Consider the following 23,112-nt stretch of genomic DNA (forward strand, 5'->3'; position numbering starts at 1 on the left):
ACGCTCGGGATGGAAAGATCACTTCGTTGTGGGAAGTTCCCCAGCACGAAGCGACATTCCCATCCCAAATCGTCGAGCGAGGCCCGGGCGAGCCCGCGGGTCAATCCGCGAGTCAGCCGTCGAGGTGGCGCTCGTCGACGCCGTTGTAGACCGCGAGTGGGCGGATGAGCGAGTTCGCCGCCGCCTGCTCCATGATGTGAGCCGTCCATCCGGTGATGCGCGCCGCCGCGAAGAGCGGCGTGAAGGTCTGGGTGTCGAACCCCATGAGGTGGTAGACGGGGCCAGCCGGGTAGTCGAGGTTGGGCTTGATGCCCTTCCGCTCGCCGAAGCTCTTCTCGAGGGCCTCGGCCAACTCGAGCAGGTCGCGGCGGTCGTAGTGCTCGACCAGCCGCTCGAGCGCCGCGTGCATGGTGGGCACGCGTGAGTCGCCGTTCTTGTAGACGCGGTGCCCGAAGCCCATGATCTTCTTCTTGCTCGCGAGCGCGTCGTCGAGCCACGCCTCGACGTTGGCGGCCTCGCCGATCTCGTCGAACGTGTGCATGACGGCCTCGTTCGCGCCGCCATGCAGCGCACCCTTGAGCGCGCCCACGGCGCCGACGACCGCCGAGTAGAGGTCGGCCGTCGTGGAGGTGATCACTCGGGCGGTGAAGGTGGAGGCGTTGAACGAGTGCTCGGCGTACAGCACCATCGAGACGCGGAAGGCGTCGACGACCTCGGGGGCGGCCTCCTCACCGAACGTCATCCAGAGGAAGTTCTGCGAGTAGTCGAGATCAACGCGCGGTTCGACGAGCTCCAGCCCGTGCCTGCGCCGCTGGTCGTACGCGACGATCGCGGGCAGCGCGGCGAACAGCGCCTTCGCCTTCGCGAGCTCCGCATCCGCCGACGGGTCCTCCGCATCCGGGTCGTTGGCGCCGATGATGCTGACGGCCGTTCGCACCACGTCCATGGGATGCGCCGACGTCGGCAGCGCGTCGATCACGGCACGCACGTTGTCCGCGAGCGCACGACCCGCCCGCTCCTGCGCCACGAACTCGGCGAGCTCGGCCTCGCTCGGCAGCTCGCCGCCCCACAGCAGCAGGGCGACCTCCTCGAAGCTCTTCTGCGCCGCGAGCTCCTGCACCGGGTAGCCGCGGTAGAGCAGGGAGTTCGTCTCCGGATTGACCTTCGAGATGGCGCTGTAGTCGACGGGCACCCCTGCGAGGCCCTTGTAGATCTCCTGCTCAGTCATCGTTGACCTGGCCTTTCCTGAACGCTGAAATTGAACACTCCGCTGTCGAAGTGGTTATACCCCTCGTAGTCGACAAGGTCATACAGCTCCGAGCGGTGCTGCATCTCGTCGAGCTTGCCGGTGAGGGTCCCGTTGCTGATGAGCTCGTCGAGCGCGCCCGCCGTCGCGCCCATGGAGATGCGCAGGGTCGAGACGGGCCAGATGACGAGGTTCATGCCGACGTCGGCGAGCTGCTGCACCGTGAAGAGCTCGCTCTTGCCGAACTCGGTCATGTTGGCGAGCAGCGGCACGTCCACCGCGGCGCGCATGGCTTCGAACTCCTCGAGCGAGGCCATGGCCTCGGGGAAGATGGCGTCGGCGCCCGCATCGACGAGCTTCTTGGCTCGGTCGATGGAGGCGTCGAGCCCCTCGACGGCCCGGATGTCGGTGCGTGCCATGACGAGGAAGTTTTCGTCGCGCCGCGCATCCACCGCCGCTCTGATGCGCTTGAGCGCGGTCTCCTCGTCGACCACCTGCTTGCCGTCGAGGTGTCCGCATCTCTTCGGGTTGACCTGGTCTTCGATGTGCATGCCGGCGAGCCCCGCATCCTCGAGCTCCTGCACGGTGCGCGCGACGTTCATGGGCTCGCCGAAGCCCGTGTCGGCATCGATGATGGCGGGCAGCTCCGTCATGCGGGCGATCTGCCTGCCGCGACCGGCCACCTCGGTGAGCGTCGTGAGGCCGATGTCGGGCAGCCCGAGGTCGGCGGAGAGCACGGCGCCCGAGATGTAGACGCCCTCGAAGCCCTTCTGCTCGATGAGGCGGGCCGAGAGCGGGTTGAAGGCGCCGGGGAAGCGAAGCAGCTCGCCGCTCGCGAGGCTCGCGCGGAACGCGGCACGCTTGTCGGCGGGGCTGGTCTTGGCGTACAGCATCAGAAGATCCCCCCACCCTCGGTGTACTCGATCGTGCCGGGCAGGGCGACGAAGCCGAGCTGGCCGAGCTCCCCGGGTGCCAGCTCCGGGAGGCGCTGCGCGGTGTCGAGGAACCGCTCGATCTCGCCCTCGTCGACGACTCCGGTCGCGAGGGTGCGGAACTTGTCGACGTACTCGGCCCGCGCGAACGGCCTCGCGCCGAGCGGGTGCGCGTCGGCGACCGCGATCTCGTCGCGGATGACGGTGCCGTCGGTGAGCGTGATCTCGACGCTGCCGCCGAACGCCTTCTCGGCGATGTCGAGCGAGTGGTAGCGGCGGGTCCACTCCGGGTCCTCCTCGGTCACGACGCGCTTCCACAGCTCGACCGTGTCCGACCTCCCCGCGCGCTCGGGCGCGTAGGAGCCGACGTGGTGCCAGGCGCCGTCCTGCAGCGCGACCGTGAAGATGTACGGGATGGAGTGGTCGAGCGTCTCCCGGCTGGCCGTCGGGTCGTACTTCTGCGGGTCGTTCGCGCCTGAGCCGATCACGAAGTGCGTGTGGTGGGAGGAGCGGATGAGGATGCGCTCGATCCGGTCGGGAGCCGTCGCGAGCTGAGGGTGCTCGTTGTGGAGCTTGCGGGCGAGGTCGATCCAGGCCTGCGCCTGGTACTCGGCCGAGTGCTCCTTCGTGTAGCTGTCGAGGATCGCGGTCTTCGACTCCCCCGCGGCGGGGAGCGGCACCTGGTAGCGCGCATCCACGCCGCCGAGGAGCCAGGCGATGACCCCGTCTTCGCCCTCGTAGATAGGGGTCGGGCTGGTCTGCCCGCGCATCGCGCGGTCGACGGCCTCGACGGCCATCTTCCCGGCGAAGGCCGGCGCGTGCGCCTTCCACGTCGAGATCTCACCCTTGCGCGACTGCCTCGTCGCCGTGGTCGTGTGGAGCGCCTGCCCGACGGCCTGGAAGATCGTCTCCGTGTCGAGGCCGAGGAGCGTGCCGATGCCGGCCGCGGCCGACGGGCCGAGGTGAGCGACATGGTCGATCTTGTGCTCGTGGAGGCAGATGCCCTTGGCGAGGTCGATCTGGATCTCGTAGCCCGTCGCGATGCCGCGCACGAGCTGCTCGCCGGAGATCGCCCGCTGGCCCGCGAGGTGCTGGGCGACGGCGAGGATCGGCGGGATGTTGTCACCCGGATGCGAGTACTCGGCGGCGAGGAACGTGTCGTGGTAGTCGAGCTCACGCACGGCGACGCCGTTCGCCCAGGCCGCCCACTCCGGGGACGTGCGCTGCGCATCCTCGAGCCCGAAGAGCGTCGAACCGGCGCCGTGCCGCGAGACGCCGTGCGCGAGCGCCTGGTCACGGGCCGCGACGATCGGGGCGCGCGTGAGGGAGGCTGCTGCGACGGCGGCGTTGTCGATGACCCGGTTGATGACCATGTCGGTCACGTCTGCCTGGACGGTGACGGGGTCGGCCGCGACTTCGGCGATCTTCCACGCCAGCTGGTCGTGGCGCTCGAGGTTCTCGTCGCTGCGGTGGACTCGGACGTCGTGGAGGTTCACGTGGAGAGGATCCCTTCGGAAGGAGATGGCTGAGACAGGGTCGGGTGCGGCGCGGTCGGCGGCGGCTCATGCGCCTGCAGTGAGGCGAGGGCGGTCGTGAGGCTGCGATGCAGGTGGAAGTGGGTCGCGTGCGACGCGAGGCGCGGATCCCTCGCGAGGATCGCGTCGACGACGCCGAGATGCTCGCTCGCCGCTTCCCGGAGTCGTTCCGGATTATGGCTTGAGAGCCTGCGTACTCGTGATGAGTGGAGGCGGCACGACTCGAGCGCCACGCTCAGGTACTCGCTGGCGGCGGCCTCGTCGATGGCGCGGTCGAGAGCATCCACGAGCTCGAAGTACTCGGCGATGCCCTCTTCCCCGAGCTCGAGGAGCCGCGGGGCGTCGAGCATGCGGATGCGGAGGGGCTCGAACCGGTCGGCGTCACGGCGCATGGCCGCGAGCGCCGCTGCCTGCGTCTCGAGCGCTTCTCGGAGCTCGTAGAGCTGCACGACCCGCTCGGTGCTGATCTCGGAGACGACGAGGACCCTGGGCGACTGACTGCGGACCAAGCCGTCGGCGAGAAGCCGAGTGAAGGCGCCGCGGACCGGCGTGCGGGAGACATCGAGGCGACGTCCCTGCTCCACCTCGGTCAGGACGGTGCCGGGTGGGAGCGCGCCCGCGAGGATCTCCTCGCGGAGCACCGCGTAGACCCGATCACTGGCGCGCATGGAACCTCCTCGGTCGAACACCCCTCAATGTATGCATTAGGTGACTTCCGGGCAAGCACCTTCGAGGCATTGCCAGCTTGTGCATACATAACCGCGCGCCCCGAACGTGCCCTAGCCTTGGCGAGCAGACGCCCTCCCTGGTGAGCGCATCCCCTTGTTGCCGAGGAGGCACCGATGTCCGACCCAACCCGACCGGCACTGTCCAAGACGTCCGCCGACCTGTTCCGCAGGAACCCCGTCATGTGGGGGTTCTGGGTCGCCATCGGACTGCTGCTCGCGGCGCTCCTCGCGACCACCGTCATGCAGCTGTCCTCCGTGCTCGTGTCGATCTTCGTGGCGTTCTTCATCACGCTCGGCCTCGACCCGCTGGTGCGCTGGCTGCAGCGAAAGGGACTGAAGCGCGGGATGGCGATCGTCGTCGTCATCCTGGCCTTCACCGCGATCGTCGTCGGCCTCGTCTGGGTCGTCGTGCCCATCCTCGTCTCGCAGATCACGCAGCTCGCGACGACCGTGCCGCAAGAGATCGACCGCCTCATCGCGGAGGGCTGGTTCGACGACGTCAACAAGGCGACCAACGGCGCCGCCCAGAACGCCCTCGACTGGGCTCAGGACACGCTCGTCGACCCCAATACCTGGGCCACCGTCGGCGGCGGCGCGCTGCAAGTCGGAACGACCATCGTCAACGGGGTCTCGAGCGGCATCTTCATCTTCATCCTCGTCATCAACTTCGTCGCGACGCTCGGGAAGATGAAGCAGGCCGGCTACTCGCTCATCGACGCGTCGGTGCGACCGCGCTTCGAGGACTACGCCGAGCGCATCATGGCGTCCGTCGGCTCCTACCTGAGCGGCATGGTCGTGCTCGCGTTCATCAACTCCGTCTTCAGCGGCCTGCTGCTGTGGGCGGTCGGCGCCCCGTACCCCTTCATCGTCGCCGTCGTCGTGTTCTTCATCACGCTCATCCCGCTCATCGGAACGATCATCACGACCGTCGTCATGACGATCATCGCGCTCTTCGCGTCGCCGATCTCGGCGCTGATCGTGCTCATCTCGATGCTCGTCTACATGCAGGTCGAGGCGTACATCCTCACGCCGCGCGTCATGTCGAAGGCCGTGCAGATCCCCGGCTCCGTGGTGCTGATCGCGGCCCTCGCGGGTGGCACGCTGCTCGGCCTCCTCGGTGCGCTCGTCGCGATCCCGATCTCGGCCGGCATCATCCTCCTCATCCGCGAGGTCGTCATCCCCCGCAAGGCACGCAACTGACCGGCGGGCGCTTTCCAGTTCCTGCGCCACTCGGGATGCGGGACGTTCGGTTACCTCCCGCGGACGCACGATCAACCACGAGGCGCCGTCTTCGGCGAGGGTGAGGGTATGACCACCGGAACCATCCCCACCGTCCCCGCGACGCAGCCCCCACGGACGCAGATTCCCGCGAAGACGGCGTGGGCCGCCATCGCGGCCATGATGGCGACGAGCTTCGTGCTCGTCCTCGCCGAGTTCCTGCCGCCCAGCCTGCTGCCCTCCATGGCCGCGTCGCTCGGCATCACCGAGGGGCAGGCGGGTCAGACGGTCACGGTGACCGCGTTCGTCGGGTTCCTCACCGCCCCGACCATCGGCATCCTCGTGCCGCGCCTCGACCGCCGCACGCTGCTCGTGATCCTCGCCGGGGCCGCGGCGCTCTCCAGTGCGATCGTGGCCGTCGCGCCCGGCTTCGTGCTCCTTCTCGTCGCGCGCCTCCTCCTCGGTGCCGCGCTCGGCGCCTTCTGGGCCATGTCGATCGCCATCGCGGCGAGCCTCTCGCAGCCAAAGCACCTGGGGCGCGCCATCATGCTCGTCAACACAGGGACGACGGTCGCGACCGTCGCCGGCGTGCCGCTCGGCAGCTACCTCGGCACGATCATGGACTGGCGCCTCATCTTCGCGAGCGTCGCCGTCGTGACCGTGGCGGTCGCCATCGCTCTGCGCGTCGCGCTGCCTCACGTGCCACCGACCGCGTCGAGCGGCGGTCTGCGCTCGCTGGTCGACACGCTGCGCGTACCGGGCATCCGGGTCGGCCTCACAGGGCACATCCTCACCGTCCTGGGGCACTTCGTCGCCTTCACGTACATCCGCCTCGCGATCGACCGGGTGCCCGGTCTCGACAGCGTCGGCGTGGCTGCGCTGCTCGTCGCGTTCGGCGTGGGAGGTGTCGCGGGCAACTTCCTCGTCGGCCTCCTCGTCGACCGACACCTCGCGGTGCTCCGCTTCGCCGTGCCGCTGCTCATCGGCATCTCCATCGGCGTCGTCGCGCTCGCGCCCGGCGAAGTGTGGCTCGTCGCGGTGGCCGTCACCACGTGGGGCATCGGGTTCGGCGGCTGGCTGACGACGCTCGGCACCTGGATGGGCCGGCTCGTGCCTGACCGCATGGAGTCGGGCGGTGGGCTCTCCGTCGCAGGGTTCCAGCTCGCCATCACCCTGGGCGCCGGAGTCGGTGGGCTCCTCATCGACCTGATCGGCGTCACGCCCGCGCTCGTCGTCGCCTCGGCGTCCGCGGTCGTCGGCGGCCTCATCTTCGGCAGCGCGCGGTTCCCGGGCCGCGCCGACTGAGGTCGCTCCGGATGCTGGCGTCGGCTGCGCGAGGGTGCCGCGGGCGCCAGCATCCACCCGCGCGGGGTCCAGGCCACGCACGGGAGCGGATGCCGCTACGGGCTCGCGCGACCCCGCTGGACTGCCCCCGACCGCGCCTCGACCCGCCAGCGACCCGGAGTCGACCCGGTGTGGCGCTGGAACGCGCGGCTGAAGCCAGCCTGCGACTCGTAGCCCAGCCCGCTCGCGACCGCGCCGATCGTCAGCTCGCTCCGCAGCAGCAGCCCCTTCGCCGTCTCCATGCGCACACGCGTGAGGTACCCGATCGGCGTCTCCCCGACCGCCTCCTGGAACCGCAGGGCGAACGCCGAACGCGACATTCTCGCGACCCTCGCGAGATCGTCGAGCGTCCACGGGCGGCCCGGCTCCTCGTGGAGTGCCTCGAGCGCGGCCGCGATACGCGGCTCGGTGGCGTCACGCAGCCAGCCCGCCGGCGCGCATCCCGCCTCGTTCCAGGCCCGAAGCGCCGTCGACACGATGGTCGTAGCGATGCGGCTGCAGATGACGGCGTCGCCCGCGCGAGGGTGCCCGGTCGCGCCCCCACACCGACCGGACTCGCTGTCACGGCCCCAGGCGCACGCCATGCCATCGATGAGGGCCACCATCGACGGCTCCTGCCGCGCGAAGTCCCGCACGACCAACGCGGCGGGCAGCGTCTCGGCCGCAGCGTGCGCGAGCGGGGCCGCCTCGAAACCCACGTCGATGAACTCGACGTCACCCGTCGCCAGCACCGACGTCGAATGCGCGCGCGGGAAGAACACAAGCTCCCCCGCCGCGAGATCCTCGCTCGGCGCGCCCTGCACCGTGAGACGCGCGACACCGTCGAAGACGTAGACGAATCCCGGCCCATCGTGGCGTCGCGCGAACGGCTCGCCAGACGCGAGCTGGTGCCGGTGCGAGGCGACGAGCGTCCATTCGAGCGACGCGAGGGCCCGATCGAGGGCATCGCTCGGGGGTGCGTGCGGCGTCAGAGTGGTCACGTTCATTCGAACGCCCGGGGGCAAGCGCTTGTTCCGGGCTCACCGAACGCGACGACACAGTCCGGCCGGTCAGGTTTCGCCCACCGCCCTGGGGTGATCAGGCCAGCAGGTGCGCCTGTCCGAACATGTCCGCGGTCGCGCGCGCGGACGGCGTCCCCGCGTCGAGGTCGGCACCCGCATCCCGAAGCAGCCGCACGATCTCATCCTCGCCCTTGAAGAGAGCACCAGCGATCGGCGACTGGTCGCGCGCATTGCGCCGATCGACGTCGGCCCCGCGACCGATGAGCGCCTCGACCGTGCCCGCTTGACCGCTGTACGCGGCGAGCATCAGCGCGGTGTTGCCGGCCGCATCCTGCAGATCGACGGGCATGCCCTGGTCGATGAGCTCCAGCAGCGTCTGGCTGTCCCCGCGGCGAGCACACCCCATCGCGAGCTCCTTGAGGGCCACCACTTGTTCTGGGGTCAGTTCGGGCATGCCGACAGGGTATCCGCTCGCTCGCGTGCCGCTGGGAGGGCGGTTCCTCCGCGGTGAGCCGCACGGCCTGCGCGCCCGAGGAGTGCGTCCGCTCCGCCACACGGTGCCCGCGAGCGGCCCTCCGATCGTCCGCGCCCAGTCGCTACGATGTGGCCATCCCCTGAGCATCGGAGCCCTCGTGAAGACCATCGGCGTCAGCATCGCAGTCGCGGCAGCGGCTCTCCTGCTCCTCACCGGATGCGCGGCTCCCGCCGCATCCGCAGCCGGCGCCTGGGGCACCCCGAACTCGAGCGGCCAGGGCGAGCCGGGCCTCAACCTCGCCGACGACGGCAAGGTCACGGGCAACGACGGCTGCAACCGACTCATGGGCGAGTGGACGGAGACCGACGGCACGGTCGAGTTCGGGGCGCTCGCCTCGACGATGATGTTCTGCGAGGGCGTAGACACCTGGCTGCTCGGTGCGAGCACCGCCGAGGTCGACGGCGACTCGCTCGTGGTCTTCAACGAGGCCGGTGACCAGATCGGGACACTGCCCCGCGGTTGACGCGCGGACGCGCTGCCGGGCTGCCAAGCTGCCGCGTTCTGGCCCGCCGCCTGCCGCTCCGGCGCGCAATCCGGTGAGCCCCCACGCTCCGAACACCACCCACAGAGACGAACACTGACCGGAGGGTAGGATTCTGCGTTGATCATGCTTTCCTTCTCCCAGCCTCAGCCAGTGCACTCGCGCATCGTCGGAGTCGGCTACGAGTCGCCAGAGCGCGTCGTCACCAACGACGAGCTGTCGCTGACTCTCGACACCAGCGACGAGTGGATCACCTCGCGTGTCGGCATCCGCGAGCGCCGCCTGGCCGCAGAGGGGCAGAGCGTCACCGACCTCGCGGCAGCCGCCGGCGTCAAGGCGCTGCTCTCGGCGGACGTGCATGGCACCGACATCGACATGGTCATCGTCGCCACGATGACGGCCATGGACCGCTCGCCGTCGACGGCCGCCCAGGTGGCGACGCGCATCGGCGCCACGCACCCCGTCGCGTTCGACCTCAACGCCGCGTGCGCCGGCTTCTCGCAGGCCCTCGCCGTCGCCGACCAGGCGATCCAAGCGGGCTCCGCGAGCCGTGCCCTCATCATCGGTGCAGAGCGCATGAGCGACTTCATGGACTGGACCGACCGCACCACCGCCATCCTCATGGCCGACGGCGCAGGCGCCGTCGTCCTCGAGCGCAGCGAGACGCCCGGCATCGCACCCGTCGCCTGGGGCTCGCAGCCCGAGCTGGGCAACCTGGTGCGCATCCAGCAGCCCTCCGGCCGCTTCGAGCAGGAAGGCCGCAGCGTCTTCCGCTGGGCCATCACGCAGGCGCAGCACGTCGCGATCGACGCCCTCGCGAAGGGCGGCGTGCGAGCGGACGAGCTCGTCGCGTTCGTCCCGCACCAGGCGAACCTGCGCATCATCGACGCGCTCGGCAAGCAGCTCGGCCTCGCCGACGAGGTCGTCGCGCGCGACGTCGTCTACTCGGGCAACACCTCAGCCGCATCCATCCCCATCGCCCTCGCCAAGCAGGTCGAAGCGGGCGTCGCCGAGCCAGGTGGGCCGGCCCTGCTCCTCGGATTCGGCGGCGGCTTCTGCTACTCCGGCCAGGTCATCGCGTTCCCCGAGGTCCGCAACCCCGCTTAGTCGGGAGTGTCGGCCCGGTTTTCGGCATCCAGTCCCGGCGGTCCGCCGCCCTCGGGATGGAAACCTCACTTCGTCGGGGGAAGTTCCCCGCAATAGAGCGAGAAACCCATCCCGAGAAGAGGCCGAGGCGCCGTGGTCAAGCGCGCGGACGCACCGGGGCGGACGCCGCCAATGCCGTCTGCGGATGGGTTTCGCGCTTCCGGATGGCTTACAAGCCATCCGCATGCGTGCATGCCATCCCGAAACGCAGGGCACGATGACGGATCCGCCTCGGAGCCGGATCACGCGATCTCGGGATGGGAACCTCACTTCGTCGCGGACAGTTTCCCGCAATAGAGCGAGAAACCCATCCCGAGAAGCGGGCGAGGCGCCGTGGCCGAGCGCGCGGTGCAGCGTCAGCCGCGCCGCGTCAGCGGTGCAGGTGGGCGCGTTCGATGAGCGCCTGGAACTGCAGCTCGGCGGCGCCGATGAAGAGCAGGTCGCTGCCGAGCCCGGCGCGCACCACTTCGACCTCGCCGTAGTTCGGGGCGAGGGTGTGCTCGGCGAGGATCTCGAGGAAGTAGTCGCGTTCGAGGTCGAGGAGCACGCCGAGGAACCCGCCGAGGACGACGCGTTCGGGGTTGAGGATGTTGATCATGTTGCGCACGCCGACGCTGAGGACGCCGAGCTGGCGGTGCGTCTCGAGCTTCACTGCGGGGTCGATGCTCTGCTGGAGCATGCGCTCGAGCTCGTCGTCGCTCGCGCTCTTCGTGCCGAGCGCGGCGAGGAGTCGGCGCCTGCTGACGACGCGTTCGAGTTCGTCATCGCCTGAGTTGCCGAGCGCCGCGGGGGTGGCGACGAGGTTGTGGCCGAACTCGCCCGCGTACCCGGCGACACCGTGCAGGAGTCGGTCGTCGGCGATGATGCCGCCGCCGATGCCGCTCGCGCCGCCGTTCATGTAGAGCATGTTGCTGATGCCGCGGCCCGCGCCGAAGATGTGCTCGGCGACGGCGCCGAGGTTGGCGTCGTTCGCGGCGAGGACGGGGAGGCCCGTGGCTTGCTGCAGCTGCTCGGCGAGTGGCACGTCGCGCCACTCGAAGTGCGGCACCCAGCGCACGAAGCCGTCGGATGCGCGGACGAGGCCGGGCACGGCGACGCCGATGCCGACGCATTCGTAGAGGGTGTCGAGGCTCTCGCTGAGGCCCTCGACAAGCGCCTTGACGATGGCGACGGCCTCTTTGGCGGTCGGCGGCTTCTCGGTCTCGAAGCGGATGCGCTTCAGCAGCTCGCCGCGGAAGCTCACGACGCCGACGTTGAGCGCATCCACTTCGGGGACGACGGCGACGGCGACGATCTTGTCGCACAGGTTGACGACGGGGCTGGGCCGTCCGACGAGGTTCGTGGCGACCGGTTCCTGCTCCTCGACGATGCGCCGATCTGCGAGCTCTGCGACGAGCGCCGCGATGGTGGAGCGGTTGAGGCCCGTCTCGCGGGTCAGCTCGGCTCGGGAGGCCTGGCCGCCGCGGTGGAGGCGCTCGAGGATGAGGGAGAGGTTCGACGACGCGACGCGATCGGTGGGCATGCGCGTCCTCTTCTCTCGCTCGTCGTCGTGGTGATGCTGGTCTTCTGCTGTCCTGGTTCGTGCACGTCGGCGCTCGGCCGAGCAGCTCCGCCGCCAGCGCCGGGTGGGCGCGGGCGGCGGAGCACTGATCAGCTGCGTCCGCCCCGGCGCTTGCCGAGGACGTCGATGGCGACTGCGAGCAGCAGCACGAGGCCCTTGATGACCGACTGCCACGCCGAGTCGACGGAGAGGATCGAGAGTCCCATGTTGAGGACACCCATGATCATCGCGCCGATGACTGCGCCGATAACCGTACCAACTCCACCGGTCACGGCCGCGCCGCCGATGAAGGCAGCGGCGATGGCGTCGAGCTCGTACGTGTTTCCGGCGGAGGCGACGGCGCCTCCTGCGCGGGCGGTCGTGACGATGCCAGCGAGGGCGGCGAGCACACCCATGTTGACGAAGATGAGGAAGTTGACGCGCTCGGTGCGCACACCGCTCATCTTGGCCGCGAAGAGGTTGCCACCCATGGCGTAGACGTTCCGGCCGAAGACGGTGCGCTGGAGGATGAACGTGTAGAGCATGATCAGCACGGCCAGGATGATCAGGATGATCGGCAGGCCCTTGTGTGCGGAGAGCAGCCACGCGAAGGCGAGGACGGCGACCGCGACGATCGCGAGCTTCGCGATGAGGGCGGCCCCCGGCTCGACGGGGAGGTCGAGCTTCTTGCGGCGGGCGCGGGTGCGCAGCTGGCTGCCGATGACGGCCGCGACGACGACGAGCGCGATGAGCATGGTGACGACGTCGTGTCCGCCGAGCATGGTGCCCATGGACTGGGGCAGCGAGCCCTTGCCGATGGCGACGAACTCGTCGGGGAGGGCGTTGATGGTGCCGCCGGTGAGGAGCACGAGCGTGAGGCCTCGGAAGAGGAGCATGCCGGCGAGCGTCACGATGAACGCGGGTATGCCCACGTAGGCGATCCAGAATCCCTGCCAGACGCCGATCACCGCCCCGGCCGCGAGGCCGATGAGCACGGCCGCGAACCACGGCAGGCCCCATTGGGTGATGGCGATGGCCGTGATGGCGCCGACGACGGCGACGACCGATCCCACTGACAGGTCGATGTGGCCGGCGATGATGACGATGATCATTCCGACCGCGAGGATCAGCACGTACGCGTTCTGCTGGATGAGGTTGTTGATGTTGGCGGGGAGCAGCAGCTTCCCGCCGGTGAGGATCTGGAACAGGATGATGATGACGGCGAGTGCGCCGAGGATCCCGTACTGGCGGACGTCGACGGACATCCTGACTTTGCGGGTGCCTGCTTCGCTCGCGGCCTCGGTGTTCGTGGTGGTCACGACTCGTCCTTTCCAGCGGTCATGTACTGCATGAGGAGTTCCTGGGTTGCGTTCTCCTTGGTGACTTCGCCGGTGAGGCGGCCTTCGGAGATCGTGTAGATGCGGTCGGCGAGACCGAGCAGCTCGGGGAGCTCGGAGGAGATGACGACGACGGCTCTGCCCTGTTCGACGAGCTTGTTGATGAGTCCGTAGATCTCGTACTTGGCGCCGACGTCGATGCCGCGCGTGGGTTCGTCGAGGAACAGCACGTCCGGGTCGGTCTGCAGCCATTTGCTGAGCACGACCTTCTGCTGGTTTCCTCCGGAGAGCTTGCCCGTGAGTGTCGCGACGCTTGCCGTCTTGATGTTCATGGACTTGCGGTAGCCCTCGGCGACGCCGTTCTCCTTGATGCCGTCGACGACGCCCCAGCGGGCGACCTTCTTGGCGGCGGCCGCGGAGATGTTCGCCTGGATGTCGCCGATGAGGTTGAGGCCGAGGTGCTTGCGGTCCTCCGTGGTGTAGGCGAGGCCGTTCTTGATGGACTCGTCGATCGTCTTCGTCGAGATCAGCTGGCCCGACTTGTACACCTCGCCGGAGATGTTGGTGCCGTAGCTGCGGCCGAAGATGCTCATCGCGAGCTCCGTCCGGCCCGCACCCATGAGGCCCGCGAAGCCGATGATCTCGCCGGCGCGCACGTGGAAGGAGATGTCGTCGACCACCTTGCGGCTCGGGTCGGCGGGGTGGTGCACGGTCCAGTTCTCGACGCGCAGCTTCTCCTCCCCGATGACCGCGTCGCGGGGCGGGAACATGGAACTGAGCTCTCGGCCGACCATGGCGCGGATGATCCGCCCCTCGGTCGCGTCCTCTTCGCTCATGTCGATGGAGTCGATGGTGGCTCCGTCGCGGATGATCGTGACGCGGTCTGCGATGCGTCGGATCTCCTTGAGCTTGTGGGAGATGATGATCGAGGTGATGCCCTGCTCGCGCAGCTGCTCGATGAGGCCGAGCAGGTGGGCGGAGTCTTCGTCGTTGAGGGCGGCGGTGGGCTCGTCGAGGATGAGGAGCTTCACGTCCTTGGAGAGCGCCTTGGCGATCTCCACGAGCTGCTGCTTGCCGACGCCGATCTCGCGGATCACCGTGGCGGGGTTCTCGTTGAGGCCGACCCGCTTCAGCAGCTCTGCCGCGCGGCGGTTGGTCTCGTCCCAGTCGATGATGCCGAAGCGCTGCACCTCGTTGCCGAGGAAGATGTTCTCCGCGATCGACAGGTAGGGGCTGAGGGCGAGCTCCTGGTGGATGATGACGATGCCGTCGTGCTCGCTGTCGTTGATGTTCTTGTACCGCACCTCGCGGCCATCGAACTCGATGGTCCCCTCGAAGGTGCCGTGGGGGTAGACGCCGCTCAGGACCTTCATGAGCGTCGACTTGCCAGCGCCGTTCTCGCCGCAGATGCCGTGCACCTCGCCGCGCTGGACTTCGATGTTGACGCCCGAGAGGGCCCGCACACCGCTGAATTCCTTCACGATGTTCGACATCTTCAGGATCTTGTCGTCTTGCACCATTGCTCCGTCTCGCTTTCCGAGCTGCAACGCTCGGTGTTGCTCTGCGCGTTCAGGCGCGAGCTGTCACGGAAGCGCGCTCGGGCTGGTGTGGGGGCACAGCCAGCCCGAGCGCGTTCCGTGTGTGTGTCGGTGACTCGTTAGAGTCCGACGTCCGATGCCTTGAGGAAGCCGCTGTCGATGAGCTTCTCCTGCACGCTGTCCTTCGTGACGACCTCGGGGTCGAGGAGGTACGAGGGGACGACCTTGACGCCGTTGTCGTAGCTCTCGGTGTCGTTGACGTCGACCTCGGTGCCGGCCTTGAGGGACTCGATCATGGCGAAGACCTGGTCGCCGAGGAGGCGGGTGTCCTTCCAGACCGTCATGGACTGCTTGTCGGCGAGGATGTTCACGACGGACGCCTTGTCGGCGTCCTGGCCCGTGAGGATCGGCCACTCGGAGCCCGGCGTGTAGCCGGCGGAGACGAGTGCCTCCGAGATGCCCTGGGCGAGGCTGTCGTTCGGCGAGAGGACGACGTCGACCTTCTTGTCGCTGTAGTTCGAGGCGAGACGGTTCTCCATCTCGTCCTGAGCGCCAGCGCTCTCCCAGCCCTGGATGCCGACGGAGGCCCAGTCGTCGTTCGATGCGGGTGCCTTGCCCGAAGCGACCTCGAGCTTGCCCTCGTCGATGTACGGCTTGAGGACGTCCCATGCGCCGGAGAAGAAGAACTTGGCGTTGTTGTCGTCGGGGCTGCCGGCGAAGGGCTCGAGGTAGAACGGGCCCGGCTGGTTCTCGAGGTCGAGCGTGTCGACGATGTACTCGCCCTGCAGCTTGCCGACCGCGTAGTTGTCGAACGTCGCGTAGTAGTCGACGTTCTCGGTGTCGTTGATGAGGCGGTCGTAGGCGATGATCGTGACGCCTTCGTCAGCCGCGTCCTGCAGCACCGGTGCGAGCACCGAGCCGTCGATGGCGGCGACGACGAGCACGTTGACTCCGGACGCGATCTGGTTCTGGATCTGCGAGATCTGCGTGTCCGGGTCGTTCTCGGCATACTGGAGGTCGGTGGTGAAGCCGGCCTCGTCGAGCTTGCTCTGGAGCTGCGCGCCGTCGTTGATCCAACGCTCGAGCTCGCGGGTCGGCATCGAGATGCCGACGCTCTCGACCTCGACTGCTGCTCCTGCTTCGCCGGTTGCTGCTGGGTCTGCTGGCGCGTCGCAGGCGGTGAGGCCGAGTGCGAGGCCTCCAACGACTGCGAGACCGAGCAACTTCTTCGTTGCTGACATGAAGGTCATTTCCTCTCTGAAATGTCTTGCCCTAAGTTGTCGCGCCAAACATATACCTACTTGGGTGCAGTTGTGCAACCCCGTTTCGGATTCGTGACAAAACTGGCGGCCGGAGGGGCCTGAGATGCATCCCAACGACAACTGAGGGTGGATCTACGACATCGGAATGCTATATGTTGCTCTCTAGAACTTATCAACGACGATATCTGGAACGGACCCTCATGCCTTTGACCCCCACCCCCGCAGACAAGTTCTCGTTCGGTCTGTGGACCGTCGGCTACAACGGCACCGACCCGTTCGGCGGCCCGACGCGCGCCGACCTCGACGTCGTGCACGTCGTCGAGAAGCTCGCCGAGGCCGGCGCCTACGGACTCACGTTCCACGACGACGACCTCTTCCCGTTCGGATCCACCGACGAGGTGCGCGACTCCCAGATCTCCCGCCTGCGCGGCGCCCTGGATGCGACGGGCCTCGTCGTTCCCATGGTCACCACGAACCTCTTCTCCGCCCCCGTCTTCAAGGACGGCGGCTTCACGTCGAACGACCGCGATGTGCGCCGCTTCGCGCTGCGCAAGGTGCTCCGCAACCTCGACCTCGCCGCCTCGCTCGGCGCCGAGACGTTCGTCATGTGGGGCGGCCGTGAGGGCGCCGAGTACGACTCCGCGAAGGACATCCGCCAGGCCCTCGAGCGCTACCGCGAGGCCGTCAACCTGCTCGGCGACTACGTCACCGACAAGGGCTACAACATCCGCTTCGCCATCGAGCCGAAGCCGAACGAGCCCCGCGGCGACATCCTCCTCCCCACGGTCGGCCACGCCCTCGCCTTCATCGAGACGCTCGAGCGTCCAGAGCTCGTCGGCGTGAACCCTGAAGTCGGACACGAGCAGATGGCTGGCCTCAACTTCGCCGCCGGCATCGCGCAGGCCCTCTACCAGGGCAAGCTCTTCCACATCGACCTCAACGGCCAGCGCGGCATCAAGTACGACCAGGACCTCGTGTTCGGTCACGGCGACCTGCAGAACGCGTTCGCGCTCGTCGACCTGCTCGAGAACGGCGGCCCCAACGGCGGCCAGACCTACACGGGCCCGCGCCACTTCGACTACAAGCCCTCGCGCACCGAGGACGAAACGGGTGTGTGGGAGTCGGCAGCGGCGAACATGCGCACCTACCTGCTCCTCAAGGAGCGCGCGGCGGCATTCCGCGCCGACCCCGAGGTGCAGGAGGCTCTCGCGGCGTCCCGCGTCGACGAGCTCTCCACCAATACGCTCGGCGAGGGCGAGACGTACGACGACTTCCTCGCCGACCGCTCCGCATACGAGGACTTCGACGCGAACGCGTACTTCAACGGCAAGGGCTTCGGCTTCGTGCGCCTGCAGCAGCTCGCGCTCGAGCACCTCATGGGCGCCCGCGGCTAGTCCCGCCCCTCGCCCGACGGACTCCCCCGTCCCCCTGACAGAGCTGTGGCGGATGCACGCACGTCCAACGACGCGCATGCATCCGCCCCAGCTCTGTCGTGCACCCCACCCCAGCACTACAGAAAGCAGACCACCATGCTCGTCGCCGGCTTCGACTCGAGTACGCAGAGCTGCAAGCTCGTCATCCGGGACGCCGTGACGGGCGAGCTCATCCGCCAGGGTCGCGCGTCGCACGCCCCCGGCACGGAGGTGGACCCGGAGAACTGGTGGGCCGCCGTCCAGGACGCGACCGCAGCGGCTGGCGGGCTCGAGGACGTCGCAGCGCTGTCCGTCGCCGGCCAGCAGCACGGCATGGTCGCGCTCGACGCCGATGGCCACGTCGTGCGCGACGCGCTGCTCTGGAACGACACGCGCAGCGCGGCTGCCGCCCGCGACCTCATCGCGGAGTTCGGGCAGGAGACGCTCGTCGAGCGCACAGGCCTCGTGCCGGTCGCCTCCTTCACCATCACGAAGCTCCGCTGGCTTCGGGATGCCGAGCCACAGAACGCCGCGCGTGTCGCCGCCGTCGCACTCCCCCACGACTGGCTCACGTGGCGGCTCCTCGGCTACGGCCCCGCCGACGAGAGCCCCCTCGGCCCCGACCTGACGAAGCTCACGACCGACCGCTCCGACGCTTCCGGAACCGGCTACTGGTCACCGTTCACCGGCGACTACGACCGCGAGCTGCTCGTCGCGGCGCTCGGCCACGACGTCATCCTCCCGCGCGTGCTCGGCCCGTCCGAGGTCGCCGGCAAGACCCCGGCTGGCGTGCTCGTCGCCGCGGGAGCCGGTGACAACGCGGGTGCCGCGCTCGGTCTCAACGCCCGCGCCGGCGACGTGGTCGTCTCCATCGGCACCTCCGGCACCGTGTTCTCGGTCGCCGAGCGGCCGGTTGTCGACCCGAACGGCGGTCTTGCGGGATTCGCCGACGCGACGGGCGAGTTCCTTCCCCTGTCCGCCACGCTCAACGCGGCGCGCGTCATCGACACGACCGCAACCGTGCTCGGCGTGGACCACGCGGAGTTCGGCCGGCTGGCCGCGTCCGCCCCCGTGGGCTCCGGCGGGCTCGCGTTCGTGCCGTACCTCGACGGCGAACGCACTCCCGACCTGCCGGACGCGACAGCATCCCTGCTCGGCATGACGCGTGGATCCTTCACACGCGAGAACCTCGCCCGCGCCGCGGTCGAGGGCATGCTCGGCAGCCTCGCACAGGCCCTCGATGCGCACCGCGCGCTCGGCGTCGACGCGAAGCGCGTCATGCTCATCGGCGGCGCCGCTCTGAGCGAGGGCGTGCGCGCCGTCGCCCCGACCCTCTTCGAGGTTCCCGTCGAGATCCCCGCGCCCGGCGAGTACGTCGCCGACGGCGCAGCCCGCCAGGCCGCCTGGATCGCGACCGGCAGCCGCCCCGACTGGCCCGTCGAGACCATCGCCCACCTGGAGCCTGCGCCTGATGCGGCGCTTCGAGCCCGGTTCGTGGCGGCCGCGGAGCTCGCGCGGGACTCCGAGGAGTCAGGCAAGGGCCTGCGTTCCGTCTGAGACATCGCGAAGGGGGCAGTGCGAGATCGCACTGCCCCCCCTCTCCTGCGTCGCCTGTCGGCTACGCCTGAATGGTCTCGACCTTCGTGCCGGTCTCGATCTCGATCTTGCGCGGCTTCGCGCGCTCGCTGACGGGAACCGTCACGGTCAGCACGCCGTGCTCGTAGCTCGCGGCGATGCGCTCGGTGTCGAGGCCCTGGCCGAGCGTGAACTGACGCAGGTAGCTGCCGCCGTTGCGCTCACGCACGAGCCACTTGGCACCCTCGGCGTTCACGGTGCTGCGCTCGGCGCGGATCGTGAGCTGCTGGCCGTCGAGGTCGACGTCGATCGAGCTGGGGTCGATGCCGGGCAGGTCGGCGGTGAGGATGTAGTGGTCGGCCTCACGGTAGAGGTCGATGGGCATCGAACGCGGACTGTTCGGTGCTCCCTGGAAAAGTCGTTCCATCTCCTGGAACGGATCGAAGACGCGTGCCATGTCGTTTTCCCTTCCTTGTACGCACCCTCACGATCGTGAGCGACTGCGGTGAACTTGAGTCGACTGGTGTCAACTTCCTTGCTCAGAAAATTAGCACTCGACCAGGCCGAGTGCCAGAAAGTTTGCTGAAAACCGCGTCAGCCGTGGGCGAACGACCCCCGTCAGTGGAAGCGGTGGTCCTGCACGGTCATGCGCGCGCCATGCTTCGGGCGCGGGTTGCCAGCCAGCTTGATGAGGCGCACGACCCGCTCGCGATGCCCCCGCCACGGCTCGAGCAGCTCCCGCATGCCGTCGTCGTCGACGTCGCAGCCCGCGAGCGCCCACCCCACCATGTTGGGGATGTGGTAGTCGCTGAAGCTCGGCGCGTCCGGGTCACCGTGTGAGCGCTGCACGGTCTCGTTTGCCGTCCACACGCCGACGCCGACAATCGAGCGGAGGCGGCGCAATGGCTCCTCAGACCCGGTTGGCAGGCTCGCCGTGCGCTCCAGCGCCGACGCGACCGTCGCGGAGCGGATGACCGTACCCGTCCGGGAGTGGTCGACGCCCGCCCGATGCCAGTCCCAGCTCGGGATGCGCCGCCACTGCTCCGGTGTGAGCGGAAGCCGCAGGTGGCGCGGCACGAGGCCGGCTGGGCCGGGCGCGGCACCCGCGTAGTCGCGGTGCAGGATGTCCCACGCTCGATGCGCCTCGAGGCCCGTGATCTTCTGCTCGATGATGGCGGCACTGAGCGCCTCGAACACCGCCCCCGACTTCGGGAGCCGGAGCCCCTCGTTGCGACGCCGCACATCCGCCAGCTCGGGAAGCGCCTCGAGGCGCAGCTCGCTCCAGTCGTCATCGCGACCAAGGAGGACCGGGGCTTCGTCGACCGCGATCTCGGCGGCCTCGCCCCACGACACGATGCGGACCCCGTCCCGCGCCTGCCGGAAGACAGTCGTCGCCCCACCCGCGAGCGCGTGCGACGTGCGCCACACGTCCCTCGAGACCGGGTGCATCCAGCAGGTCGGGTCGCGCCTGCCCCGCATGAGCGGCGACAGGGTCTGCACGACATCGACCGGCAGCGCCGGCCGATAGAGCGTCATGACCCGATCTGGCATGCGGCAAGGGTACGCAGACCCACCGACATCCGCGCCCCCTCGACGCTCGGAGCCCCGCCGCTCACCTAAAATCGACCGCATGGCTGTCCCCAAGATCGTGCTCTACTACGCCTTCGCGCCCCTCGCCGATCCGGAGGCGATCCGCCTCTGGCAGCGAGACCTCGCGGCGTCGCTGGGGCTGCGCGGGCGCATCCTGATCTCGAAGGACGGCATCAACGGCACCCTCGGCGGGGAGCTCGACGCGCTCAAGCGGTACGTGCGCACCACCCGCGAGTACGCGGCGTTCAAGGACGCCGACTACAAGTGGTCGGAGGGCACCGGCCTCGATGAGAACGGACAGAGCCTCGACTTCCCGCGCCTCAGCGTCAAGGTGCGGGACGAGATCGTGAGCTTCGGGGCGCCCGGGGAACTGGAGGTCGACGAGCACGGCGTGGTCGGCGGCGGCACCCACCTTGCCCCCGACGAGCTCCACGCACTGGTCGAGTCGCGCGACGACGTCGTCTTCTTCGACGGACGCAACGCCATCGAGGCCCAGATCGGCCGCTTCGAGGGCGCCGTCGTGCCAGAGACGGGCACAACCCGTGACTTCATCGCCGAGCTCGAGTCCGGCAAGTACGACGAGCTGAAGTCGAAGCCCGTCGTCACCTACTGCACGGGAGGCGTGCGCTGCGAGGTCCTCTCCGCGCTCATGGTGAAGCGCGGCTTCAGCGAGGTGTACCAGCTCGACGGCGGCATCGTCCGCTACGCCGAGCAGTTCGGCAACGAAGGCCTCTGGAAGGGATCGCTCGCCGTCTTCGACGCCCGCGAGCACCTCGAGTTCGGGCCGAACACCGAGATGCTCGGGCGCTGCCGAGAGTGCGCGGCGCCCACGCACCGCACGCAGAACTGCAGCGACGCCTCGTGCCGCGAGCGCTTCGTCGCCTGCGAAGACTGCGGCGCGAACGAGCTGCTCTGCGCCGAGCACCAGCTCGCGGCGGTCCCAGACAGGGCGGTTTCCTGACCGGAGGATCGGGCCAGGGCCGGGTCGGCCGCATCCGTCGCTCCTCTCGAGGCCCTGACGGACCACCTTCCGGTCGGTGACACGCCGAGCACGTGGGTGATCTTCAGACATCCCCGATCTTGGCGGCGGCGGCACACTGGAACGCGCCGGACCGCCACATTTGTGGTGACGTAGAACAAAATTGCGCGTTCGGGCGGCTCACGGCGCACAGCGGCACGCCCGCACCGCTATCGTGTGTAGCGGCAAAGAAACATTGCCGATACAAATCATCCGTAGATTCGCAGAGTGGCGAATCCTCGCTTGCAGCAATAGCAGTTCCAGAATCTCGTTCAGTCGTCGTGCCCAGCCCGACTCGCACTGGAGGTACTCCGTGCCCCTTCTCCTCAGTCCGCTTCCGCCAGCCGGATCGCGCTCAGCGACCGCCGGGCGTTCCCGGCTCACCCAAACGCACCGAATGCTCGCGGCCCTCGCGATGTCGCTCTTCGCGTTCCTCGGCGTCTTCTCGATGGCCGGACCCGCAAACGCGGAGTCCGAGCCCCCGGAGGAGTCGGCGTACTCGATCAGCGGCATCCTCAACTTCGAGAGCGAACCCGTCGAGGGCGTCTCGCTCACCGTCGAAGGCGACGGCTACACCGAGACGGTGGAGTCGGGTGAGGACGGACGCTGGCGCGTCCCCGTCCCCGGCCCCGGCAACTACACGGTGACGCTCGACACGGAGACGCTGCCGGACGGCGTGGACCTCCGCAACGAAGACGGGGCGACGGCCGAGGTCACGGAGGACGAGTGGTCGACGACCAACGTCGGTCGCCTCTTCGCGCTCGGCGAGGACACGAGGCAGAGCAGCAACTTCGGCTCGCAGCTCATCGAGCGCCTCGTCGCGGGGCTCAACTTCGGCCTGCTCATCGCGCTCGGCGCGATCGGCATCACGCTGATCTTCGGCACGACCGGGCTGAACAACTTCTCGCACGGCGAGCTGGTCACGTTCGGTGGCCTCATGGCCTGGCTCTTCTCCGTCTCCATGGGGCTCAACATCTTCGTGGCGATGATCATCGTCGTCCTCCTCGGCGCGGCCTTCGGCTGGGTTCAGGATGCGACGCTCTGGAAGCCACTGCGCAAGCGCGGCGTGCGCCTCGTGCCCGCCATGATCGTGAGCATCGGCCTCGGCCTCGCGCTGCGCTACATCTACCAGCTGTTCTTCGGCGGAGCGATCCTCCCGATGAGCTCCGTGGGTCTCAGCGGGGCCGTCGAGTTCGGCCCCGTGCGCATCACGACAGGCTCGCTGCTGAGCATGGGCATCTCGATCGTCACCCTCCTGCTCGTCGCCCTGTTCCTGACCCGCACCAGGGTCGGCAAGGCAACCAGAGCCGTCTCCGACAACCCGTCGCTCGCGAGCGCATCCGGTATCAACGTCGACCGCATCATCCGCATCGTCTGGACCACGGCAGGTGGCCTCGCCGCCCTCGCCGGCGTCATGCTCGCCCTGTACCGCCAGTCGTCGTGGGACATGGGCTTCCAGGTGCTGCTGCTGATGTTCGCCGCCGTCACCCTCGGTGGCCTCGGCTCCGCGTACGGCGCGCTCGTCGGATCGCTCGTCGTCGGCATCTTCGTCGAGCTCTCGACCCTCTTCATCCCCGCCGACCTCAAGTACGCGGCGGCGCTCCTCATCCTCATCCTGGTCCTGCTCGTCAGGCCCCAGGGCATTCTCGGCCGCCGCGAGCGAGTCGGCTAGGA

General features: G+C 68.7%; 20 protein-coding genes. 8 read left to right on the top strand and 12 right to left on the bottom strand.

Annotated elements, in window-relative coordinates:
- Positions 1–112 precede the first annotated feature (112 nt).
- From HDC34_RS00525 to HDC34_RS00540, 4 genes are read right to left on the bottom strand one after another with little or no spacing between them, the layout of a single operon-like run.
- Positions 113–1,228 carry a bifunctional 2-methylcitrate synthase/citrate synthase gene (locus tag HDC34_RS00525; RefSeq protein WP_179555431.1) on the bottom strand — a complete coding sequence of 372 codons (1,116 nt, stop codon included), beginning with the start codon at positions 1,226–1,228 and terminating at the stop codon, positions 113–115.
- The gene (gene prpB / locus HDC34_RS00530) at positions 1,225–2,139 is read right to left on the bottom strand and encodes a methylisocitrate lyase (protein ID WP_179555432.1); all 915 of its coding nucleotides are present in this window, start codon (positions 2,137–2,139) and stop codon (positions 1,225–1,227) included. The genes HDC34_RS00525 and prpB overlap by 4 nt, the downstream gene beginning before the upstream one ends.
- Positions 2,139–3,674, bottom strand: coding sequence for an MmgE/PrpD family protein (locus tag HDC34_RS00535; protein WP_179555433.1), 1,536 nt, complete (start codon positions 3,672–3,674; stop codon positions 2,139–2,141). Before HDC34_RS00535 ends, prpB begins: the two co-directional genes overlap by 1 nt.
- The gene (locus tag HDC34_RS00540; protein ID WP_179555434.1) at positions 3,671–4,381 is read right to left on the bottom strand and encodes a GntR family transcriptional regulator; all 711 of its coding nucleotides are present in this window, start codon (positions 4,379–4,381) and stop codon (positions 3,671–3,673) included. The genes HDC34_RS00535 and HDC34_RS00540 overlap by 4 nt, the downstream gene beginning before the upstream one ends.
- 174 nt (positions 4,382–4,555) lie before the next feature.
- Here HDC34_RS00540 and HDC34_RS00545 point away from each other — a divergent pair, with 174 nt between their 5' ends.
- Both HDC34_RS00545 and HDC34_RS00550 read left to right on the top strand, forming a co-directional pair.
- Positions 4,556–5,641 carry an AI-2E family transporter gene (locus HDC34_RS00545; RefSeq protein WP_104310856.1) on the top strand — a complete coding sequence of 362 codons (1,086 nt, stop codon included), beginning with the start codon at positions 4,556–4,558 and terminating at the stop codon, positions 5,639–5,641.
- Between the two features lie 108 nt (positions 5,642–5,749).
- Positions 5,750–6,964, top strand: coding sequence for an MFS transporter (locus HDC34_RS00550; protein WP_179555435.1), 1,215 nt, complete (start codon positions 5,750–5,752; stop codon positions 6,962–6,964).
- A 95-nt stretch (positions 6,965–7,059) separates the two neighbouring features.
- Here the strand turns inward: HDC34_RS00550 and HDC34_RS00555 are convergent, their stop codons facing one another.
- Together HDC34_RS00555 and HDC34_RS00560 are read right to left on the bottom strand one after the other, a co-directional pair.
- Positions 7,060–7,989 (bottom strand): AraC family transcriptional regulator, encoded by a 930-nt coding sequence (locus HDC34_RS00555; RefSeq protein ID WP_179555436.1) that lies wholly within the window; start codon positions 7,987–7,989, stop codon positions 7,060–7,062.
- Positions 7,990–8,080: 91 nt separating this feature from the next.
- Positions 8,081–8,458 carry an ankyrin repeat domain-containing protein gene (locus HDC34_RS00560; protein ID WP_179555437.1) on the bottom strand — a complete coding sequence of 126 codons (378 nt, stop codon included), beginning with the start codon at positions 8,456–8,458 and terminating at the stop codon, positions 8,081–8,083.
- 178 nt (positions 8,459–8,636) lie between these two features.
- Between HDC34_RS00560 and HDC34_RS17570 the strand changes: the two genes are divergently transcribed.
- The gene (locus tag HDC34_RS17570; RefSeq protein WP_308807205.1) at positions 8,637–9,002 is read left to right on the top strand and encodes an META domain-containing protein; all 366 of its coding nucleotides are present in this window, start codon (positions 8,637–8,639) and stop codon (positions 9,000–9,002) included.
- Positions 9,003–9,146: 144 nt separating this feature from the next.
- Positions 9,147–10,127 carry a beta-ketoacyl-ACP synthase III gene (locus HDC34_RS00570; protein WP_104310969.1) on the top strand — a complete coding sequence of 327 codons (981 nt, stop codon included), beginning with the start codon at positions 9,147–9,149 and terminating at the stop codon, positions 10,125–10,127.
- A 409-nt stretch (positions 10,128–10,536) separates the two neighbouring features.
- On the opposite strand, the gene HDC34_RS00575 is transcribed toward HDC34_RS00570, so the two are convergent.
- From HDC34_RS00575 to chvE, 4 genes are all read right to left on the bottom strand, one after another.
- Positions 10,537–11,688, bottom strand: coding sequence for an ROK family protein (locus HDC34_RS00575; RefSeq protein WP_179555439.1), 1,152 nt, complete (start codon positions 11,686–11,688; stop codon positions 10,537–10,539).
- A gap of 128 nt (positions 11,689–11,816) precedes the next feature.
- On the bottom strand, positions 11,817–12,971 hold the full coding sequence (mmsB, locus tag HDC34_RS00580; protein WP_104310968.1) for a multiple monosaccharide ABC transporter permease: 1,155 nt from the start codon (positions 12,969–12,971) through the stop codon (positions 11,817–11,819).
- Between the two features lie 50 nt (positions 12,972–13,021).
- Positions 13,022–14,563, bottom strand: coding sequence for a multiple monosaccharide ABC transporter ATP-binding protein (gene mmsA / locus HDC34_RS00585; protein ID WP_104310851.1), 1,542 nt, complete (start codon positions 14,561–14,563; stop codon positions 13,022–13,024).
- A 137-nt stretch (positions 14,564–14,700) separates the two neighbouring features.
- Positions 14,701–15,822 (bottom strand): multiple monosaccharide ABC transporter substrate-binding protein, encoded by a 1,122-nt coding sequence (chvE, locus tag HDC34_RS00590; RefSeq protein ID WP_104310850.1) that lies wholly within the window; start codon positions 15,820–15,822, stop codon positions 14,701–14,703.
- Positions 15,823–16,043: 221 nt separating this feature from the next.
- On the opposite strand from chvE, the gene xylA reads away from it, so the two are divergent.
- Positions 16,044–17,237, top strand: coding sequence for a xylose isomerase (gene xylA / locus HDC34_RS00595; RefSeq protein ID WP_151423927.1), 1,194 nt, complete (start codon positions 16,044–16,046; stop codon positions 17,235–17,237).
- Positions 17,238–17,372: 135 nt separating this feature from the next.
- Entirely contained in the window at positions 17,373–18,812 is a 1,440-nt protein-coding gene (locus HDC34_RS00600) for a xylulokinase (protein WP_179555440.1), read from the top strand.
- A 61-nt stretch (positions 18,813–18,873) separates the two neighbouring features.
- Here the strand turns inward: HDC34_RS00600 and HDC34_RS00605 are convergent, their stop codons facing one another.
- Positions 18,874–19,287, bottom strand: a complete 414-nt coding sequence (locus tag HDC34_RS00605; RefSeq protein WP_104254489.1) for an Hsp20/alpha crystallin family protein — start codon at positions 19,285–19,287, stop codon at positions 18,874–18,876.
- A gap of 161 nt (positions 19,288–19,448) precedes the next feature.
- Positions 19,449–20,381 carry a DNA-3-methyladenine glycosylase gene (locus tag HDC34_RS00610; protein ID WP_104310842.1) on the bottom strand — a complete coding sequence of 311 codons (933 nt, stop codon included), beginning with the start codon at positions 20,379–20,381 and terminating at the stop codon, positions 19,449–19,451.
- 79 nt (positions 20,382–20,460) lie between these two features.
- Between HDC34_RS00610 and HDC34_RS00615 the strand changes: the two genes are divergently transcribed.
- Together HDC34_RS00615 and HDC34_RS00620 are read left to right on the top strand one after the other, a co-directional pair.
- Positions 20,461–21,381 carry a rhodanese-related sulfurtransferase gene (locus HDC34_RS00615; RefSeq protein ID WP_179555441.1) on the top strand — a complete coding sequence of 307 codons (921 nt, stop codon included), beginning with the start codon at positions 20,461–20,463 and terminating at the stop codon, positions 21,379–21,381.
- 454 nt (positions 21,382–21,835) lie between these two features.
- Complete coding sequence (locus HDC34_RS00620; protein WP_104310840.1) at positions 21,836–23,110, top strand: branched-chain amino acid ABC transporter permease; 1,275 nt, start codon at positions 21,836–21,838, stop codon at positions 23,108–23,110.
- The last annotated feature ends 2 nt before the right edge of the window (positions 23,111–23,112 follow it).

This window comes from Pseudoclavibacter sp. JAI123 (genome assembly GCF_013409665.1).
Lineage (GTDB): Bacteria > Actinomycetota > Actinomycetes > Actinomycetales > Microbacteriaceae > Pseudoclavibacter.

What these genes read in the sequence shown, in the direction of transcription:
- HDC34_RS00525 (WP_179555431.1), bottom strand. Translation starts at nt 1,228, where the DNA reads ATGACTGAGCAGGAGATCTACAAGGGCCTCGCAGGGGTGCCCGTCGAC.
- prpB (WP_179555432.1), bottom strand. Translation starts at nt 2,139, where the DNA reads ATGCTGTACGCCAAGACCAGCCCCGCCGACAAGCGTGCCGCGTTCCGC.
- HDC34_RS00540 (WP_179555434.1), bottom strand. Translation starts at nt 4,381, where the DNA reads ATGCGCGCCAGTGATCGGGTCTACGCGGTGCTCCGCGAGGAGATCCTC.
- HDC34_RS00545 (WP_104310856.1), top strand. Translation starts at nt 4,556, where the DNA reads ATGTCCGACCCAACCCGACCGGCACTGTCCAAGACGTCCGCCGACCTG.
- HDC34_RS00550 (WP_179555435.1), top strand. Translation starts at nt 5,750, where the DNA reads ATGACCACCGGAACCATCCCCACCGTCCCCGCGACGCAGCCCCCACGG.
- HDC34_RS00555 (WP_179555436.1), bottom strand. Translation starts at nt 7,989, where the DNA reads ATGAACGTGACCACTCTGACGCCGCACGCACCCCCGAGCGATGCCCTC.
- HDC34_RS00560 (WP_179555437.1), bottom strand. Translation starts at nt 8,458, where the DNA reads ATGCCCGAACTGACCCCAGAACAAGTGGTGGCCCTCAAGGAGCTCGCG.
- HDC34_RS00570 (WP_104310969.1), top strand. Translation starts at nt 9,147, where the DNA reads ATGCTTTCCTTCTCCCAGCCTCAGCCAGTGCACTCGCGCATCGTCGGA.
- HDC34_RS00575 (WP_179555439.1), bottom strand. Translation starts at nt 11,688, where the DNA reads ATGCCCACCGATCGCGTCGCGTCGTCGAACCTCTCCCTCATCCTCGAG.
- mmsB (WP_104310968.1), bottom strand. Translation starts at nt 12,971, where the DNA reads ATGTCCGTCGACGTCCGCCAGTACGGGATCCTCGGCGCACTCGCCGTC.
- mmsA (WP_104310851.1), bottom strand. Translation starts at nt 14,563, where the DNA reads ATGGTGCAAGACGACAAGATCCTGAAGATGTCGAACATCGTGAAGGAA.
- chvE (WP_104310850.1), bottom strand. Translation starts at nt 15,822, where the DNA reads ATGTCAGCAACGAAGAAGTTGCTCGGTCTCGCAGTCGTTGGAGGCCTC.
- xylA (WP_151423927.1), top strand. Translation starts at nt 16,044, where the DNA reads ATGCCTTTGACCCCCACCCCCGCAGACAAGTTCTCGTTCGGTCTGTGG.
- HDC34_RS00600 (WP_179555440.1), top strand. Translation starts at nt 17,373, where the DNA reads ATGCTCGTCGCCGGCTTCGACTCGAGTACGCAGAGCTGCAAGCTCGTC.
- HDC34_RS00605 (WP_104254489.1), bottom strand. Translation starts at nt 19,287, where the DNA reads ATGGCACGCGTCTTCGATCCGTTCCAGGAGATGGAACGACTTTTCCAG.
- HDC34_RS00610 (WP_104310842.1), bottom strand. Translation starts at nt 20,381, where the DNA reads ATGCCAGATCGGGTCATGACGCTCTATCGGCCGGCGCTGCCGGTCGAT.
- HDC34_RS00615 (WP_179555441.1), top strand. Translation starts at nt 20,461, where the DNA reads ATGGCTGTCCCCAAGATCGTGCTCTACTACGCCTTCGCGCCCCTCGCC.
- HDC34_RS00620 (WP_104310840.1), top strand. Translation starts at nt 21,836, where the DNA reads ATGCTCGCGGCCCTCGCGATGTCGCTCTTCGCGTTCCTCGGCGTCTTC.